The sequence below is a fragment of the Cellulomonas cellasea genome (assembly GCF_006538745.1).
Lineage (GTDB): Bacteria > Actinomycetota > Actinomycetes > Actinomycetales > Cellulomonadaceae > Cellulomonas_A > Cellulomonas_A cellasea.
The window spans coordinates 72380-89297 of sequence record NZ_BJLR01000018.1 but is presented as its reverse complement, the minus strand read 5'-3'; the positions used below and the strand labels follow the sequence as shown (position 1 = coordinate 89297).

The window sequence follows — 16918 nt, the reverse complement described above, 5'->3', positions numbered from 1 at the left end:
GGGCGAGGTCCCCTGGTCGGGACCGGCGGTCGGGTGCGCCGGCCGGCGGACGGGCGGGGGCTCGGGCCGGCGGGTGGGCGGTCCGGGCCGGCGGGCGGGCCGGTCTGGGCCGGCGAGCGGGCCGGCGCGGGTCAGTCGGAGATGACGACCGCGACCTTCTCGACGGCAGCGGCCGCGATGCCCGCGGGCACGGAGGCGAGGGTCGTCGTGCCGGTCGCGGCCTTGCCGGCCACCTCGCCGAGCACCGCGTCGCCCGCGCCGAGGAGCGTCACCCGGACGTCCTTGGCGGCGCACGCGGCATCGACGCTCTTGAGCTGCACGCTCGCGACCTTGTACGACGGCGACGTCGCGACGCTGAAGGCGGTCGTGAAGCCGACCGTCACCGGGGTCGCGGTCGGCTGGCACGAGGCGACCGTCGCGGTGTTCGCCGCGAGGGTGCTGCCGCTCAGGTTGAGCGTGGCCGCGGAGGCGAGCGAGAGGCCGGCGAGGCCGACCACGGCGAGGGCGACGGCGGAGGCCTTGCGGCGGTTCGAGGCGGACGACATGGGGGTGCGCTCCAGGTGGGGGGTCGTGCGGCGGCCGGGGCGACCCGGCACGGCCCGGTGCTCCGGGCAAGGTTCTGACGGGGACACTGTCGGACGGTCGTCCAGGAAGGGCCTGGGTGCTGGCACCCACCCGACCGGTTGGTCCGTTTCTTTCACCCGAACCGATCCGGACGGGCCGGGAGGATCCGGACGACGGGGCGCGTGAGGCGGGAGCGCGACCACCGGACAAGCCGGGACGGAGGCCGCCCCGATGTGCCCGACGTGCCCGGCTCCGTCCCCCGGTCAGGCGTGAGGGCACCCGCTCCGGACCCGGTCGGGGGGCGAGGCGCTGGCTTCGCCCCCGGTCAGGCGCGAGGTCCCCGCTCCGTTCCCGGTCCGCCGGCGAGGTCGCGCTCCACACCTGGCCGTCCTCCCGGACCCTGACCTGTCAGGACCCGAGGGCCCGGACCGGGACGTGCGCCTCCACGCGCGTCCCCCGGCCCGGCGCGGAGCCCACGTCGAGCGACCCGCCGACGATCTCCAGCCGTTCGCGCAGCCGCGCCAGCCCCGACTCGGGGGACCGCCGGTCCGCCGCGGGGTCGTCCGCCGCGAAGCCCGCCCCGTCGTCCACCACCGACACCGCGAGCCGGTCGCCCGCGAGCGTGACGCCGACCTGGAGCGACGCCGCTCCCCCGTGCCGCAGCGCGTTCGTGACGGCCTCCTCGACGACGCGCACCGCGAGCAGCCGCTCGGCGCGCGTGAGCACCGGCGCCGCGGGGTCGTCGAGGCGCCGGACGTCGTCGGGCACCGTGAGCCGCGTGGCGATGCTCGACGGGAGCCGGCCGAGCAGCGTGCGCACCGCGGGGACCATGCCGACCTCGAGCTGCTCGGGGTAGAGCATCCGGCTCATCTCGCGGACGTCACCGACGCGCACGTCCTCGAGGTCGGCGCGCAGGACCCGCAGGAGCTCGGCGTCGGCCTCGGTGACCCGGTCGTGCTCGAGGTGGTCGAGCACGCGGTCGAGCCGCGCGACCGCGAGCACGAGGCGCTGCTGCAGGCTCCCGTGCAGGCCCTCCGCGACCGCCCGGCGTACCCGCACCTCCTCGTGCTGGAGCGCCTGCAGCGCGACCTCGATCTGCATGCGGGCGCGCGCGGCCTCGTGGACCTCGTCGCGCAGCCGGCGCTGGGACTCGGTGAACGCCGCGCCGACGAGCCCCGCGACCACGGCGCAGGCCGTGCCGCTCGCGAGCTCGGTCACGAGCACCCCGTCCCACGCCGAGGAGTGGACGCCGAGCGCCACCTGGGCCGCGACGCGCGCCGACCCGGCGACGAGCGCCGCCGCGGCGACCCCGGCGAGCACGCGCGGCCGGCGCCGCTGCCGGTGCACCCGCAGCGCCGCGAGCACGACCGCCATCACCGCGACCGCGAGGAAGTTGGCGGTGATCCGCGCCCACAGCGCGCCGTCGCCCGTCGCCGCGCCCAGCACGTACGCGGTCTGCACCGCGGCGCCGACCGCGAACACCGACAGCACCGCCGACGTCGCGAGGAGGAGCGAGCGCCGGTCCGCCGCAGCCGGGGTCGCGGGCGCAGCGGCCGTGCGCGACGGCCACGAGCCGCGCGGGGGCCGGCCGCGGCCCGTTCCCCGGGGGCCGCGCAGACCGGTCGTGGACGTCATCGTCGTGGTGCACCCGCTCCGTGTGTCGCGCGCCGGCTCGGGTCCGGCCGACCAGGGAGCGACCATACTTCGGAGGATGACCGCCACCGAGGGCGCGCCGATCCGTGTCGGGATCGTCGAGGACCAACCACTCTTCCGGTCCATGCTCGAGGTCACCCTCGGCACCGTCCCGGGACTCGAGGTCGTCGCCGCGGTCGCGACCGTCGCCCAGGCGCGGCGCGCGTTCCCACCCGGCGCCGTGGACGTCGCCGTGCTCGACATCGACCTGCCCGACGGCAACGGCATCGCCCTCGGCGTGACGCTGCGCCGCGGCCAGCCCGGCCTCGGCATCCTGCTGCTCTCCGCGCACGACGCGATGGACCTCCTGCTCGACCTGCCCCCGGACGTCAAGCACGGCTGGAGCTACCTGTCCAAGACCTCCTCGACCAGCTCGGACGCGCTCGTCGCGGCCATCCGGTCGACCGCCGAGGGCCGCACGACGCTCGACCCGGCGCTGCTCGAGCGCATGGAGCCGCGCGCCGGCTCGTCCGTCGCCGGGCTCACGGACCGGCAGTACGAGGTGCTGCGGGTGCTCGCGCAGGGGCTCTCGAACGCGGGCATCGGCGAGGCGCTCGGCATCACCGAGAAGTCCGTGCAGAACCACATCAACGCGATCTACGCGGGCCTCGGCATCGACGCCGACCCGTCGCGCAACCCGCGGGTGACCGCCGCGCTGCGCCTCCTGGAGGAGACCGGCCCCGTCGCGTGACCCCGCGCGGGTGAACCGCAGCCGGACCGCCCACGCGCACGCCCGCACGCTGTCACGATGTCGAGCCGGCCGGCCGGCACGCCCGGCCGCACGGCGGGACCGACGGGAGGACAGCGTGGGGTACTTCGGGGTGCACCTGCACACCGACGGCGCGTGGCGCGACGACGCCGCGCCCGGCGCGCCGTTCCTGCGCGTCGAGATCCACGACTCGGACCTCGCGATCGTGTCCTTCTGGAGCGCCGGCGCCGCGGGCCTGTTCTACCTGGGCTACCAGCCGCGCGACTACTTCGACGACCCCGCGGCGAGCCGGGCCGTCGACAACGACACCGAGACCGCTGCCTTCGTCGTGTGGGCGCGCGTCGTGCTCGGCGTGACGCTCGACGCGGGCGCCGTGCGTCCGCTGCTCGCCGACGTGGGCGCCGACGAGGATCCGGTCGACGTCTTCGTCGAAGCCACGCTCGCGCGCCTGCTGCAGATGCTGCGCCTGCCGCTGCCGTCGGAGCTCGCGGACGACTGAGCCGGCGCGCCTCAGGAGCAGCGCGGCGCCGGCTCGTCGATCCGGCCGATCGTGCTGGCCGTCGGGTAGATCCGCGTGATCGACAGCACCGCGTCGACCTCGCCCGCGTTGCTCACGTGGTGCGGGCCGGTCTCGGTGAACGCCTGCCCCTCGCCGAAGACCTCCCCGGCGCCGCACCCGGTCCGCCGCTCGACGGCGCCCTCCTTCACCACCGCGACGACGATCCCGGGGTGCGAGTGCCACCCGGAGTACGAGCCCACGGGGTAGGTGAGCTCGAACGTGGTGACGGTCGTCTCGGTCTTCGTCTTGAGCTCGACGCCGTCCTGCGACACCTTCTCCGGGCCCTCCTCGCTGCCGACGAGGACGCCGCTGACTGTGTTCGCGGAGCTCGGGGCGGACGGGCTGGGCGCCGGCGGCGTCGCGACGGCGGTCGAGCCGGCCGAGGCCAGGTACGCGCCGGTCGCCAGCACGGCGAGGGCGAGCGGGACGCCGAGCGTCAGGCGGGTTCTCTTCATGACAGCCTCCCCCAGGGTGAGGCTGCCATCGTCGCGCGCACGGCCCGCGGCGGACCGGCCGGGGCGGTGGCGCTGCACGATCGTGCACGTGCTGCGGCGGGGCGGGCTGCGCGCGGGGACGGCCGCCGCGGCGCTGGAGCCCCCTATCGGATTCGAACCGATGACCCCCTGTTTACAAGACAGGTGCTCTGGCCAGCTGAGCTAAGGAGGCGCGGCGCCGGGGTTTCCCCCAGCGCCGCGCCCAGCCTAGCGTCAGCCCTTCGCGGCGGTCACCGCCTGGGTGAGCGACCCCGGCTCCTGCCAGTTGCCCTCCCACCGCTCGCCGTCGATGACGATCGCGGGCGTCGTGAACTCGCCGCTGCCGCCGGCGGACGCGAGCGTCGTGCCGGCGTTGTCCGTGAGGCTCGCGACGTACGGGGCGAACACGCGCCACTCCTCGTCGCCGTCGGCCGCGGTGAACCGCGAGACGACCTCGTCCGGGACCCCGGCGTCGCGGGCGAACTGGGCGATCTCCTCGTCGGACAGGCCCTCGGTGTTCTCGGCCGGCTGGTTCGCGAACAGCGCGGCGCTGAAGTCGAGGAACTGCTCGGGCGCCTCGTCGGCGACGACCGCGGCCGCCACGGCCGCACGCGTCGAGTACTCGGAGCCGTTGGAGAAACGGTCGAGGATCGACGTCGGGTGGTAGACGACGGTCACGTCGCCGGACGCGCGCAGCGCAGCCAGCTCGGGCTCGTTGGACTCCTCGAACTGCGCGCAGAACGGGCACATGAAGTCGAGGTAGACGTCGACGACGGTGGCGTCCTCCGCGGGCTCCTCGCCCGCGACACCCTCGGCGCCGACGGGGATGCCGCCGGACTCGAGCGCGGTCGACGGGGCCTCGACCTCGGCGATCGCCACCGGGTCGCCGGTGTACGCCGCGCCGGCGGCGACGTCCTTGCCCTGGCTGAGGATGAGCGTCACGACGACCGCGAGCACGGCGACCGCCGCGACGAGGCCGCTGATCGCGACGATCCGGTTGCGCTTCTCGCGCTTCTTCTGCTCCGCCTGCAGCTGGAGCGCCTTCTGGCGTGCCTCGTCGCGGCGCTCGGCCTTCGACTGGCGGGGTTCGTTGGGCATGGTCCTGCTCTCGTTGTCCGGGGTGGTGGGTGGGCTGCTCACGCGGGCGCGAGCGGCGGCCCCCGGTGCGGGTGGAGCCGCAGACTGCGGCTCCCCGGCGGGCGCACGTCGGGGTCCCCGACGACGACGAGGCGCCGCGGCGGCGTCGACGCGACGCGCGGGCGCACGGGCAGGCGCACCAGCACGGCGCCGAGCAGGGCCCCGGCGGACGAGGCCGCGCGCACGAGGAGCGCGGTCAGGCCCGCCCCGAAGACGGCGACGACGACGTGCGCGACGAGCACGGGCGCGGCGACGCTCAGCACGAGGATCGCGCCGTGCGTCGCGGCGTCGCTCACGGCGAGCGTGCCCTCGGGGCAGTCGGTCGCGCTGGTCAGGAGCGCGAGGCGCACGCCGAGCTGGCCGAGCGGGCCGTCGGCGCTCACGCACGGGTGCAGCAGGAGCCGCCCCTGGACGACGAGCACGCCGAGCACGACCGCGAGCAGGCCGACGCCCGCGAGCGCGAGCGCGAGGGTCCGGTCGAGCGCCGCCGGGCGGGCGGGGCGCGCGGCGCGAGCCGGCGGACGGCGGGACGCACGGCCCGGTGCACGGCCCGGTGCACGGCCCGGTGCACGGCCACGCGGCGAGGACGGGCGGCGCCGCTGGGGCACCGCCACGCGCGCGCGTGGGCCGGTCATGGGGTCAGGGTACGGGCTCGACCTGTGCGTCCCGGGTGCTTCCGCGCCGGGGTCGCGGGGGTCCGACTGCCGCGTGCAGGCGTCGCGCGGGGACCGACGGAGGTTGCGGCGGTCGCGGCGGTGGCGGCGGTGGCGGCGGTCGCGCCGGATCAGGGCAGCCGCGGCTGGGGCAGCGGGGACCACACCACCTGCGGGTCCCCGAGCGTCTCGAGCACCAGGACCGCGGCGACCGCGAGCGCGACGAGCGTCAGGACGAACGCGCCCGCACGCCCCGGCGCCACGACCGACAGCACGCGGCGGGCGCCGATGCGGGTCGTGAGCGCGATGGGCCCCCACCACAGCGTCACGAGGCCGAGCACGAACACCCCGGCGACGATCGCGGACGCGATGATCCCGGTCGGCTCGCCGCCCCGGACCCCGTCGGGCGCCCAGTACCCGCCGGTCAGGAGCCACCACAGGACGCCCAGCACGATGAGCACGAGGCACCCCGCGACGAGGACCGCGGGGAGCAGGCCCAGCACCGCGAGCACGAGGTGCCACGGCGTCGACACCACGGCGCGCAGCGTGTCCGTGCGCCGCACGCCGTTGCGCTCGCGGCGCGCGTACATCGCCTCGACCGTCGAGCCGGCGGTGCGCACGAGCACGAGCAGCACGCCGAGCACGACGAGCGTCCAGCCCGGGTAGAGCGCGGCGGCGGCGGTCGCGAGGAGCCCGAGGGCCAGCAGGCTGCCCCACCGCCGGCGCGCGAACGGGCGCTCGTACCCGGCGTCGTCCTCGAGGTCGGCGTCGTAGCCCGGCGGGTCGGCCCACGCGTCGTCGTCCGCGTCGCCCCCGCCGTCGTCGTACGCCACGTCGTCGTACGCCGGGCCGTCGGCCGTCCGGGGGTCCGCGGCCACACCGCCGGCGACGACGTCGTGGCGGTCGGCCCGGGGCGTGACCGGGACGGACGGCGGCGCGGCGACCGGTGCGCGGAGCACCTGGGTGTGGCCGTCGTTCGTCAGGACCGTCGAGCTCGCGACCGCGCCGACCGCGGTGCCGGTGGCTCCGAGCAGGACGGTGTCCTGCGCGTCGTCGGCCCAGGCCTCGTCGTCCTCGTCGTCGTCCGGCCCGGCGCCCTCGTCGTCGTCCTGCGCATCGGCGTCCGGCTCGTCGTCGTCCGCGGGCGCCCCGGCCGCGATCCCGGCCGCACCGGCGAGACCGGCCGCCGCGACGGCGGTCCCGGCGCCGGCGGCACCGGCCGCCCCCACGGCGACGGGGGCGCGCTTCGTGAGCAGGACCGTCGCGACGGCGTCCTCGGCGTCGTCGTCGCTGTCCGCATCGTCGCCGTCGCCACCGTCGTCGTCCGCGTCGTCGGCCCGCGCGTCGTCGTCCGCGTCGTCGGCCCGCGCGTCGTCGTCCGTGCCGCCGCCCGCACTCGCGACCACGGCACCCGCACCCCCCGGCTCGACCGGGTCCCCGTCCGCGACCGCCACCTGCAGCGCCGCGACCACGTCGGCCGGCGTGAGCCGTGCGTCGGGGTCGGCCGCGAGCGCCCCGCGCAGCGCCCCCGCGGTCAGCGGACCGATCCCCGCGACGTCCGGGTCGCCCGAGCGCGCCTTCGCGAGCACCTGCTCGAGCGGCCGCAGCCCGAACGGCGCACGGCCGGTCGCCGCGAACGCGAGCAGCGCGGCCCAGCCCCACCAGTCGCTGCGCGCGGTCGGCTCGGCGCCGTCGAGCAGCTCGGGCGCGAGGTAGCCGGGCGTCCCGATGACGAGGCCGGTCGACGTGACGCGCGCGTCGTCGGCCGCGTGGGCGATCCCGAAGTCGATGAGCACCGGGCCGTGCTCGGTCACGAGGACGTTGCTCGGCTTGAGGTCGCGGTGCACGACGCCGGCCTCGTGGACCGCGGTGAGCGCGCTGCGCAGGCCCTCGGCGACCTCGTGCAGCGCCGCGGCGTCCAGCGGCCCGTGCGCGCGCACGTGCTCCTCGAGGTTCACCCCGTCGACGAGCTCGGTGACGATGAACGCCTCGGTCGAGTCGGCCTCGGCGTCGAGCACCGCGGCGACCGCCGGGTGACGCAGCCGCTGCAGCGCGAGGACCTCGCGGCGCAGGCGCTCGCGGGCCTCGGTGTCGGTGTCGTCGGCGCCGTGCAGCAGCTTGAGCGCGACCGCCGCCCCGCCCCCGTCGAGGGCCCGGTACACCGTGCCCATGCCGCCCGACCCCAGCGGTGCGACGATCGAGTACCCACCGACCTCTGACCCCGGGGTCAGGCCCTTGCGCTCCATGCCCGGACAGTAGCGGGACGCGCGCGCCCAGGTGCGCAGCGCGCACGCGGGCACGCCGCCTCCACGACCACCTCACGGTATGGTCGAAAAAACCCCAAGGAGCTGATCGACGGTGGGAACTGCCGGTTATGACCTCGTGGTGGTCGCGAACCGACTGCCCGTGGACGTCACCCTCGGCGAGGACGGTGAGCCGACGTGGACGCGGTCGCCGGGTGGCCTCGTCACCGCGCTCGAGCCGGTGATGCAGAACGCGGACGGCGCGTGGGTGGGCTGGGGCGGCTCGCCCGACCTCGAGCTCGACCCGTTCGACGCCGACGGGATGCGGCTCGTGCCCGTGCCGCTGTCCGAGCGTGAGCTCGAGGACTACTACGAGGGCTTCTCGAACGACACCCTGTGGCCGCTGTACCACGACGTCATCGAGCCGCCGCAGTTCCACCGGCAGTGGTGGGAGTCGTACCGCAAGGTCAACTGGCGGTTCGCGACGGCGGCCGCCGAGCAGGCCGCGCACGGCGCGACCGTCTGGGTGCACGACTACCAGCTCCAGCTCGTCCCGGCGATGCTGCGCCAGCTCCGCGCCGACGTGCGGATCGGCTACTTCCACCACATCCCGTTCCCGGCGCTCGAGATCTTCGCGCAGCTGCCGTGGCGCAAGCAGGTCGTCGAGGGCCTCCTCGGCGCGGACCTGATCGGCTTCCAGCGGGCGGGCGACGCGTCGAACTTCGTGCGGGTCGTGCGCCGGTTCACGGACCTGACGACGCGCGGCCAGGTCGTCACGATCACGAAGCACGGCAAGGTCGAGCGCCACGTGCGCGCGGCGGCGTTCCCGATCTCGATCGACTCGAAGAAGTTCGACGCGCTGGCCCGCACCCCTGAGGTCCAGCAGCGCGCCAAGGAGATCCGCACCGAGCTCGGCGACCCGAAGGTGCTGCTCCTCGGCTGCGACCGGCTCGACTACACCAAGGGCATCCGGCACCGCATCAAGGCGTACGGCGAGCTGCTCGAGGACGAGCGCCTGTCGGTCGCGGACACCACGCTCGTGCAGATCGCGAGCCCGAGCCGGGAGAACGTCGGGGCGTACCAGCAGCTGCGCGACGACGTCGAGCTGCTCGTCGGGCGGATCAACGGCGACTACGGCGAGCTCGGCCACGCGGCGATCCACTACATGCACCACTCCTACCCGATGGAGGAGATGGCGGCGCTGTACCTCGCGGCCGACGTCATGCTCGTGACGGCGCTGCGCGACGGCATGAACCTCGTCGCCAAGGAGTACGTCGCGGCGCGCTCGGACGACCGCGGCTGCCTCGTGCTCAGCGAGTTCACCGGCGCGGCGGACGAGCTCACGGGCGCGATCCTGGTGAACCCGCACGACATCGCGGGCCTCAAGGACGCGATCACGTACGCGGTGCACCTCGACCCGCGCGAGGCCCGCAAGCGGATGCGCCGGCTGCGCAAGCGCGTGCTGGAGAACGACGTGGCGCTGTGGTCGGAGTCGTTCCTCGCGGTGCTGACCGCGGTCCCGGTGCGCGGCGAGAGCGGCACGACGACGCACGGCGAGTCGTCCGACTCCGTGCACGCCGGCTCCGCGGGGCGGGGCGACGATGTCTGAGCCGCGCACGGCGACGACCTCCCCCACCGGCTCCGGCCCGGACGACGACCGGTCCACGACGCTCGCGGCCCTGTCGGCGCTCGCCGCGGACACCACGCGCCGCCCGCTGCTCGTCGCGCTCGACTTCGACGGCGTGCTGGCCCCGCTGCAGGACGACCCGTCCGCGTCGCGCATCCTGCCGCGCGGCGTCACGGCGCTCGAGGCGCTCGGGGCGCTGCCCGACGAGGCGCGCGTGCGCATCGCGCTCGTCTCCGGGCGCGCGATGGCGGACCTGCACGCGCTCGCCCAGGTGCCGCCCGGCACGTTCCTCGTCGGCAGCCACGGCGCCGAGCGCGCACGGGTCACGACGTTCGGGCTCGACCGCGACGTCGTGCAGCTGAGCGACGAGCAGGCGGACCGCCTCGCGGCCCTCGGCGCGCAGACCGCGTCGGTCGCGCGCGGCCGGGACGGGGTGTGGGTCGAGACGAAGCCGACCGCGGTCGTCGTGCACACCCGGCTCGCCGAACGGGACGTCGCCGAGACCGCCGAGCGGGAGGCGCTGGCGATCGGCGCCGAGCTCGGCTCGGGCGTGCTGCACGGCAAGGACGTCGTGGAGATCTCGGTGCTGCACGCGAGCAAGGGCGAGGCGATCACCGCGCTGCGCACCGAGCTCGGCGCGGACGTCGTGGTCTACGCGGGCGACGACGTGACCGACGAGCACGCGTTCGCGGCGCTCGGGCCGGACGACGTGACGGTCAAGGTCGGCGCGGGCGACACCGTCGCCCGGTTTCGGCTCGCGACTCCCGACGACGTGGTCGAGGCGCTCGACCTGCTCTCGACGGACCTCGGGGCCCCGCGGGGCTGACGGGCGACGGAGGTGGCGGCCGGCGGAGCACCGGACCGGCCGCCGCCCGCTGAGCCGGTCCGCGCGCCGCGGCGTAGGTTGCGGGGCATGGGCCGTGGCGACATGCAGGCGGTCGAGCTCGTCCCCGGGGACGCCCCGGACCCGGTCCCGGCCGCGCCCCCGGAGGCGGACCGTCCGCGCCTGGGCCGCCGCGCGCGCCGCAGGCTCGTCGTCGTCGCCCTCGTGCTGTGCGCGGCGCTCGTCGGGACGCAGCTCGTGCTCGACGCCCGCGAGCGCACCCGGCTCGCGCGCCTCGCGACGGTCCCCCACGTGCTGGCCCCGCTCGGGGACGCGCTCGAGGTGCGGTGGGAGTCCGACGGCGTCGTGGGGCACCTCGTGCGCACCGGCGTGCGCTCGGGCGACCTCCTGGTCGGCACGTTCGTCGGCGACGACGGGGTCCCGACCGTGCGCGCCGTCCGGGCGCCGACCGGCGAGCAGGCGTGGTCGACGGCGCTCGGCGCGTCGTCGCCCGGCGCGGTGCTCGACCCGGGGTCCGGACCCGCGTGCCAGGCCGACGAGGAGCGCCCGGGTGGCCCGGTCGTGTGCCTCGTCACGGGCGTCGCGGAGGTCGACGGCGACGCGCGCCCCGGCGTCCCGAGCTGGGCCGAGGTCGTCGTCCTCGAGCCGACGACGGGCGAGGTCCTCGCGCGCCGGCCCACGGAGCCGAGCACGCGCGTCGCGGTGCTCGGCGAGGCCCTCGTGCGGGCGCGCGGCGACGAGTCGGGCCGGCTCCTGGTGACCGCCGAGGACCCGCTGACCGGCACCGAGCGGTGGCGCTTCTCGGTCCCCGAGCCGCTCGCGGTCGACCGCAGCTTCGGCGTCCTCCTCTCGCTGTGGGTCACCGGCGGCCACCTGCAGATCGCCGAGACGCAGGGCCGCACGTGGCTGCTGTCCCCCGACGGCCGGCTGCTGCACGCGACGACGACGGGGTCGGAGGTCGTGGCGTGGCCCGAGGCGCTGCGCGGCGGCCGCGTCGGGCTGGTGTCGTACGAGGGCTCGGGGTCGACGCGGCTGCTGCTCGAGGACGGCTCACCCGGGCCGCTGCTCCCCGGCGTCCCGGCGTTCACGTCGGTCGACGACGGGTCCGCGCCCGGCCTCGTGCTGACCGCGGACGAGCGCTTCCACGCGTGGGACGCCCGCACGGGCGCGGCGGTGTGGCAGAGCGAGCGGATCGGCGACGGCGCGGTCCCCTGGACCGACACGATCCTGCTCGACGGCGCGCTGTACGGGGCCGACGCCTCGGGGCGGATCGTCGCGCTCGACGCGGCGACCGGCTCGACGCGCTGGACGGCGACGTTCACGCCGAGCGCGGACCGCAGCGTCTGGACCGACGGGCGGATGGTCCTCGTGCTCGAGCTCACCGCGGACGGCAGCCGCCGGCTCAGCGGGTTCGCCTTGGCCGACGGCAGCCGGGTGTTCACCGGGGCGCTCCCCGACGTCGAGGTGCTGACCTCGAGCGGGCGGCTGCTGTTCGGGATCCCCGACTTCGGATCCGACCGCGTGCTCGCGCTGGGCTGAGCCCGGGGGCGACGCACACGCCGCGCGCACGCGACCCGCGCGTCGCCTGCACGGAACCGCGCCCGCGGGGGCGGCCCGGGTGAGAACCTGGCGCGAGGGGCGCCGGCGCACGGGCGGGCGCCCGCGGACGAGGGGGCACCGTGGCGCGGGACCCGATGGTCGAGGTCGAGCTCGTGGCGGCGCCCGGGTCCCCATCCGGCGCCCCGACCGGCGCCCACGCACCCGTTGCGTCCACGGACCCCTCGCCGGACCGCACCCGTGACCGCCGCCGCGGACGCCTGCTCGTCGCCGGGGCCGCCGCGGTCGCCGCCGGCCTGCTCGTGACCCAGGCGGTGCTCGACGCGCGCGAGCGTGCGGCGTACGCGCGCGTCGCCGACCTCCCCGGCGTCCTGCTGCCGGTCGGCGACGGGCTCGAGCCGCTGTGGCCCGCGGACGGCGCGGCCACGGCCGGCGAGTGGGCCGTGACCACCTGGAACGGCCCCCGCGGGCGGAGCGACGGCCTCGCGCTCGGGGCGACGTTCGACGCCGACGGCGTGCCGCGTGCCGGTGCGTTCGACGCCACGACCGGCGAGGTCCTGTGGTCGGTCGAGCTCGCCGAGCCCGACCCGGTCCTCGCGGCCGAGGGCACCGAGTGGTGGATCCACTGCGAGTCGACGCCCGCGGGGCGCCACCTGCTCGCGTGCGTCGTCCCCCAGCAGCACGTCGCGGCGCAGCCCGACGAGGATCCCGACGTCGTCGAGGGCGACCGCCCTCCGGTGCCCACCGCCGCGGAGCTCGTCGTCCTCGACGCGCGCACGCACGAGGAGGTGCTCCGCGTCGCGGTGGCGCCGCTCGCGACGCTCACGCTCGTCGGCGACCTCGTCGTGACGGCGCACGCGGGACCGGACCGCAGCATGACCGTCGCCGCGCGCGACCTACGCACCGGCGCCGACGTCTGGTCGCACACGACGCCGCCGGGCACGGCGCGGGAGCCCCGGCACGGCGACCCCCGCGAGTCGACGCCGATGCTCGGGCGCCTGGGCGAGACCGTCGTCGTGCAGGGCGGCGCCTCCGTCGTGCGCCTCGCGGCGGACGGGAGCCTCGTGTCCACGAGCCCCCTGGACGCCGGCGAGCAGGACTTCGCCTACGTGCACGTCGCGCGCGAGCGCCACGCCGTGCTGCAGGTCTACCCGCGCGAATCGGGATCGGGCCGGGCGCACCTGCTCGACGCCGACGGCGCCTGGGTCGACCTGCCCGTCACCGAGCCCGTCCGGCTGCCCGTCGACGACGGCTCCGAGCCGGACCTCCTGCTCCTGTCGGGGTCCGACGGGATCGTCGCGTACGACGTCCGCGCGCGCGAGGTCCGGTGGGAGCTCGCGTCCACGAGCGGCGACGTCGCCCTCGTGCTGGGCGGCAACCTCTACCTGTCGACCCGGCAGGGCGGGCTCGTCGCGCTCGACCTCGCGGACGGCACCGAGCTGTGGCGCGCGGAGCTGGGGCCCGACGAGCGCTGGCCGGGCGGCTACTCCCCTGAGATCGCGACGGACGGCCGGGCGGTCCTCCTGCTGCACGACCAGGACACGGGAGGACCCGGGCAGGGCCCGACGGTCACCGCGCACGCGCTCGCCGACGGGCGCCGGCTCTGGTCGCAGCCGCTGCCCGACGGGGTCGACTACCTCGGCCCCGCCGGGCGCGTGCTGATGGGCCGCGGCGGGGACGACGGCCGCGTCGTGCAGGCCTTCGGGTAGGGGCGCGAGGTGAGAACCTGGACCGACAGCGCCGCCGGGGGCACGGGAGCGGCCGTCGAGGACGGGGGCGGGCCGTGAACCGGGACCCGAAGGTCGAGGTCGAGCTCGTCGACGTCGACACGCCCGGACCCGCCGGCCCGGGCGGCCCGGGCGCCCCTGGGGTCCCGCCCGGCACCGACGGACCCGCGGCCGAGCCCGGGGCGGGCGCGACCGAGCCGCCCGGCACGCCGCCCCGACGTGTCCGGACGCGGACGGTCGTGGCCGCCGCCGTCGTCCTCGCCGCCGCCCTCGCCGGGACCCAGGCGGTGCTCGACGCCCGCGAGCGCGCCGAGGTGGCTCGCTGGGCGCAGGTCCCCGGCGTCGTCCCCGCGCTCGGCGACGGCCTCGAGGCGCGCTGGGAGCCCGAGCTGGGCGACGTGCTGATGATGTACGCCGGCGCCGAGGTCGACGACCTGGCCGTGGGCGCCCGCTTCGAGGACTCGGGCGCCCAGAGCGCCGTCGCGCTCGACCCGCTCACCGGCGACGTCGCGTGGCGGACGCCGCTGACCGAGCCCGAGCCGCTGCTGGTCGACGCCGCGGAGAACTTCCAGGCGGTCCCGTGCGACGCGACGACCGGGGACGAGCCCTTGCTGGTCTGCCTCGTCGGCGACCGGTACGCGCGCGCCTCGGTGCGGCCGGAGACCTACGGCGGCGACACCTCCCTCCCGGCGCCCGTGGCGCAGGAGGCCGAGCTCGTCGTGCTCGACGTCGCCACCGGGGAGGTCGTCCGCCGCACGCCCGCGACGCCGAGCACCGGCATGCGGGTCGCCGACGGCACCGTCCTGACCGCGAGCTCGTCGAGGGACGGCAGCGCCGAGGTGAGCGCCCACGACGTCCGCACGGGCGAGGTCCGGTGGGAGCAGGAGCTGCCGTCGGGGACGGGCGAGCGGGAGTGGGCCGAGTCGGGCGAGCCCCCGTACCTCGAGCCCGTGGGCGACACGGTGCTCGTCGTCCTCGGGACCGCCGCCGCACGGTTCGCCGCGGACGGCACGCTCCTCGGCACGGTCCCCGCGAGCGCCCTGGAGATGGGCACGGCCATCCTGCCCGCACGCGGCGACCGGGTCGTGCGCCAGGACTTCGGTGCGGCGGGCGGCGAGGCGCTCGCGGTGCTCGCCCCCGACGGCACCGCGACCCCCCTGCCCGAGGGACGGCTCCTGACGCCCACGGTCGACGACGGCTCCGAGCCCGACGTGCTGCTCCTGACCGGGGCGCCGGACGCGGCCGGCGGCCTGCTCGGCTGGGACGCGGCGACCGGCACCGAGCGCTGGGTCGTCGAGGACCTGCTCGTGTCCGACGTCGTGGTCCTCGGCGGCGCCGCGTACGTCGTCGGGTTCGACCGCTCGCTGCGGGCCGTCGAGCTCGACGACGGGTCGACCCGCTGGCGCACGGACCCCCCGCCGCCGGTGCCCGGCGAGGACCCGGTCACGAGCCCGACGCTGCTCACCGACGGCCGCTCGCTCGTCGTCGTCGGCCGCCGCGGCGAGGAGACCGGCGTCCAGGCGTACGCGCTCCGGGACGGACGGCCCACCTGGGACGGCACCCTGCCGTTCGAGGTCGAGGGCGTGCAGCCCCTCGGGGGCCGTGCGGTCGCGTGGTCATCCGCCGCCGACCGCTGGACGGTCCTGGGCTGAGGGCCGGCCGCGCAGTCCGCCGACGACCCGCCCACCTGCCGCAGCACGTCGTGTGGCAGGATGGGCCGCGGACCGAGGGCGACGACGCCGACCGTGTGCGCACCCGCGAGCTTCCTCCAGCAGGCGCGAGCAGGTGCGCACCGGATCAGTACGGCGACGACTGCTCCCGGTCTGTGTCAGCGGCGACACTTCTGACACTCTTCACTACGGATCGTCCGGCACGTACCTGCCGGTGAAGGGAACACACCATGGCTACGGTCACGTTCGACAACGCCACCCGGGTCTACCCCGGCACGGAGCGCCCCGCGGTGGACGCGCTCAACCTGCACGTCGAGGACGGCGAGTTCCTCGTCCTCGTCGGCCCCTCCGGCTGCGGCAAGTCGACCTCGCTCCGCATGCTCGCGGGCCTCGAGGACGTCAACGCCGGTCGCATCCTCATCGGCGACCGCGACGTCACGGACGTCCAGCCCAAGGACCGCGACATCGCGATGGTCTTCCAGAACTACGCGCTGTACCCGCACATGACGGTCGCCGACAACATGGGCTTCGCGCTCAAGATCGCCGGCACCCAGAAGTCGGAGATCCGCAGCCGTGTCGAGGAGGCCGCCAAGATCCTCGACCTCACCGAGTACCTCGACCGCAAGCCGAAGGCCCTCTCGGGTGGCCAGCGTCAGCGCGTCGCGATGGGCCGCGCGATCGTGCGCCAGCCCCAGGTGTTCCTCATGGACGAGCCGCTGTCGAACCTCGACGCCAAGCTCCGCGTCCAGACGCGCACGCAGATCGCCTCGCTCCAGCGCCGCCTGGGCGTCACGACGGTCTACGTCACGCACGACCAGACCGAGGCCCTGACGATGGGTGACCGCATCGCGGTCCTCAAGGACGGCCTCCTGCAGCAGGTCGGCACGCCGCGCGACATGTACGACACCCCGAAGAACGTCTTCGTCGCCGGCTTCATCGGCTCGCCGGCCATGAACATCGGCACGTTCCCGGTGCTCGAGGGCTACGCGCAGGTCGGCAAGGCCCGCATCGCCGTCCCGCGCGACGTCGTCACGGGTCTCACGGCCGAGGACAAGGGCCACGTCACGATCGGCTTCCGTCCCGAGTCGCTCGACGTCGTCCCGCAGGGCACGCCGGACGCCATCCCGGTCGAGGTCAACCTCGTCGAGGAGCTCGGCTCGGACGCGTTCGTCTACGGCTCGCTGACCAACGAGTTCGGCGCCGCGGCCACCGTGCACTCCGGTGCCGGGGACGCGCAGGTCGTCGTCCGCGTCGACCCGCGCCAGGTCCCGGCCAAGGGCGAGACGATCTGGGTCCGCATCCGCACGGGCGAGCAGCACCTGTTCCACGCCGGCTCGGGCGAGCGCATCTCGCACGTCTGACCTGCACCTGACACACCCGTGAGGGCGGACCGGCACCTGCCGGTCCGCCCTCACGGCGTTCCGGGGGCTTGTCGGTGTCGTCCGGGTGGGGGCTGTGCGCGC

General features: G+C 76.2%; 14 protein-coding genes and 1 tRNA gene. 8 read left to right on the top strand and 7 right to left on the bottom strand.

Annotated elements, in window-relative coordinates:
• Positions 1-131 precede the first annotated feature (131 nt).
• Entirely contained in the window at positions 132-545 is a 414-nt protein-coding gene (locus CCE01nite_RS10565; protein ID WP_141372325.1) for a hypothetical protein, read from the bottom strand.
• Between the two features lie 427 nt (positions 546-972).
• The gene (locus CCE01nite_RS10560; protein WP_141372324.1) at positions 973-2199 is read right to left on the bottom strand and encodes a sensor histidine kinase; all 1227 of its coding nucleotides are present in this window, start codon (positions 2197-2199) and stop codon (positions 973-975) included.
• A 76-nt stretch (positions 2200-2275) separates the two neighbouring features.
• On the opposite strand from CCE01nite_RS10560, the gene CCE01nite_RS10555 reads away from it, so the two are divergent.
• Both CCE01nite_RS10555 and CCE01nite_RS10550 read left to right on the top strand, forming a co-directional pair.
• Entirely contained in the window at positions 2276-2947 is a 672-nt protein-coding gene (locus CCE01nite_RS10555; RefSeq protein ID WP_141372323.1) for a response regulator transcription factor, read from the top strand.
• 115 nt (positions 2948-3062) lie between these two features.
• Entirely contained in the window at positions 3063-3464 is a 402-nt protein-coding gene (locus tag CCE01nite_RS10550) for a hypothetical protein (RefSeq protein ID WP_141372322.1), read from the top strand.
• Positions 3465-3475: 11 nt separating this feature from the next.
• Here CCE01nite_RS10550 and CCE01nite_RS10545 read toward each other — a convergent pair whose 3' ends face one another.
• From CCE01nite_RS10545 to CCE01nite_RS21650, 5 genes are all read right to left on the bottom strand, one after another.
• Positions 3476-3979: a cupin domain-containing protein gene (locus CCE01nite_RS10545; RefSeq protein WP_141372321.1), complete on the bottom strand. Its 504-nt coding sequence runs from the start codon at positions 3977-3979 to the stop codon at positions 3476-3478.
• 134 nt (positions 3980-4113) lie between these two features.
• Positions 4114-4190 (bottom strand) — tRNA-Thr (locus CCE01nite_RS10540).
• A 41-nt stretch (positions 4191-4231) separates the two neighbouring features.
• Positions 4232-5095 (bottom strand): DsbA family protein, encoded by an 864-nt coding sequence (locus tag CCE01nite_RS10535; RefSeq protein WP_141372320.1) that lies wholly within the window; start codon positions 5093-5095, stop codon positions 4232-4234.
• Between the two features lie 38 nt (positions 5096-5133).
• The gene (locus tag CCE01nite_RS10530; RefSeq protein WP_141372319.1) at positions 5134-5769 is read right to left on the bottom strand and encodes a hypothetical protein; all 636 of its coding nucleotides are present in this window, start codon (positions 5767-5769) and stop codon (positions 5134-5136) included.
• Positions 5770-5918: 149 nt separating this feature from the next.
• Positions 5919-8033 (bottom strand): protein kinase domain-containing protein, encoded by a 2115-nt coding sequence (locus CCE01nite_RS21650; RefSeq protein ID WP_084143001.1) that lies wholly within the window; start codon positions 8031-8033, stop codon positions 5919-5921.
• 139 nt (positions 8034-8172) lie between these two features.
• Between CCE01nite_RS21650 and CCE01nite_RS10520 the strand changes: the two genes are divergently transcribed.
• The 6 genes from CCE01nite_RS10520 (at position 8173) to CCE01nite_RS10495 (ending at position 16816) form a co-directional block, all read left to right on the top strand.
• Positions 8173-9639, top strand: a complete 1467-nt coding sequence (locus CCE01nite_RS10520) for an alpha,alpha-trehalose-phosphate synthase (UDP-forming) (RefSeq protein ID WP_371861031.1) — start codon at positions 8173-8175, stop codon at positions 9637-9639.
• Positions 9632-10483 carry a trehalose-phosphatase gene (otsB, locus tag CCE01nite_RS10515; protein ID WP_084142999.1) on the top strand — a complete coding sequence of 284 codons (852 nt, stop codon included), beginning with the start codon at positions 9632-9634 and terminating at the stop codon, positions 10481-10483. Before CCE01nite_RS10520 ends, otsB begins: the two co-directional genes overlap by 8 nt.
• Before the next feature lie 87 nt (positions 10484-10570).
• Positions 10571-12040: an outer membrane protein assembly factor BamB family protein gene (locus CCE01nite_RS10510; RefSeq protein WP_034635410.1), complete on the top strand. Its 1470-nt coding sequence runs from the start codon at positions 10571-10573 to the stop codon at positions 12038-12040.
• A 140-nt stretch (positions 12041-12180) separates the two neighbouring features.
• Positions 12181-13767: an outer membrane protein assembly factor BamB family protein gene (locus tag CCE01nite_RS10505; RefSeq protein WP_034635408.1), complete on the top strand. Its 1587-nt coding sequence runs from the start codon at positions 12181-12183 to the stop codon at positions 13765-13767.
• Between the two features lie 74 nt (positions 13768-13841).
• Entirely contained in the window at positions 13842-15437 is a 1596-nt protein-coding gene (locus CCE01nite_RS10500; RefSeq protein ID WP_141372318.1) for an outer membrane protein assembly factor BamB family protein, read from the top strand.
• A gap of 248 nt (positions 15438-15685) precedes the next feature.
• Complete coding sequence (locus tag CCE01nite_RS10495; RefSeq protein WP_034634041.1) at positions 15686-16816, top strand: ABC transporter ATP-binding protein; 1131 nt, start codon at positions 15686-15688, stop codon at positions 16814-16816.
• Positions 16817-16918: the final 102 nt, after the last annotated feature.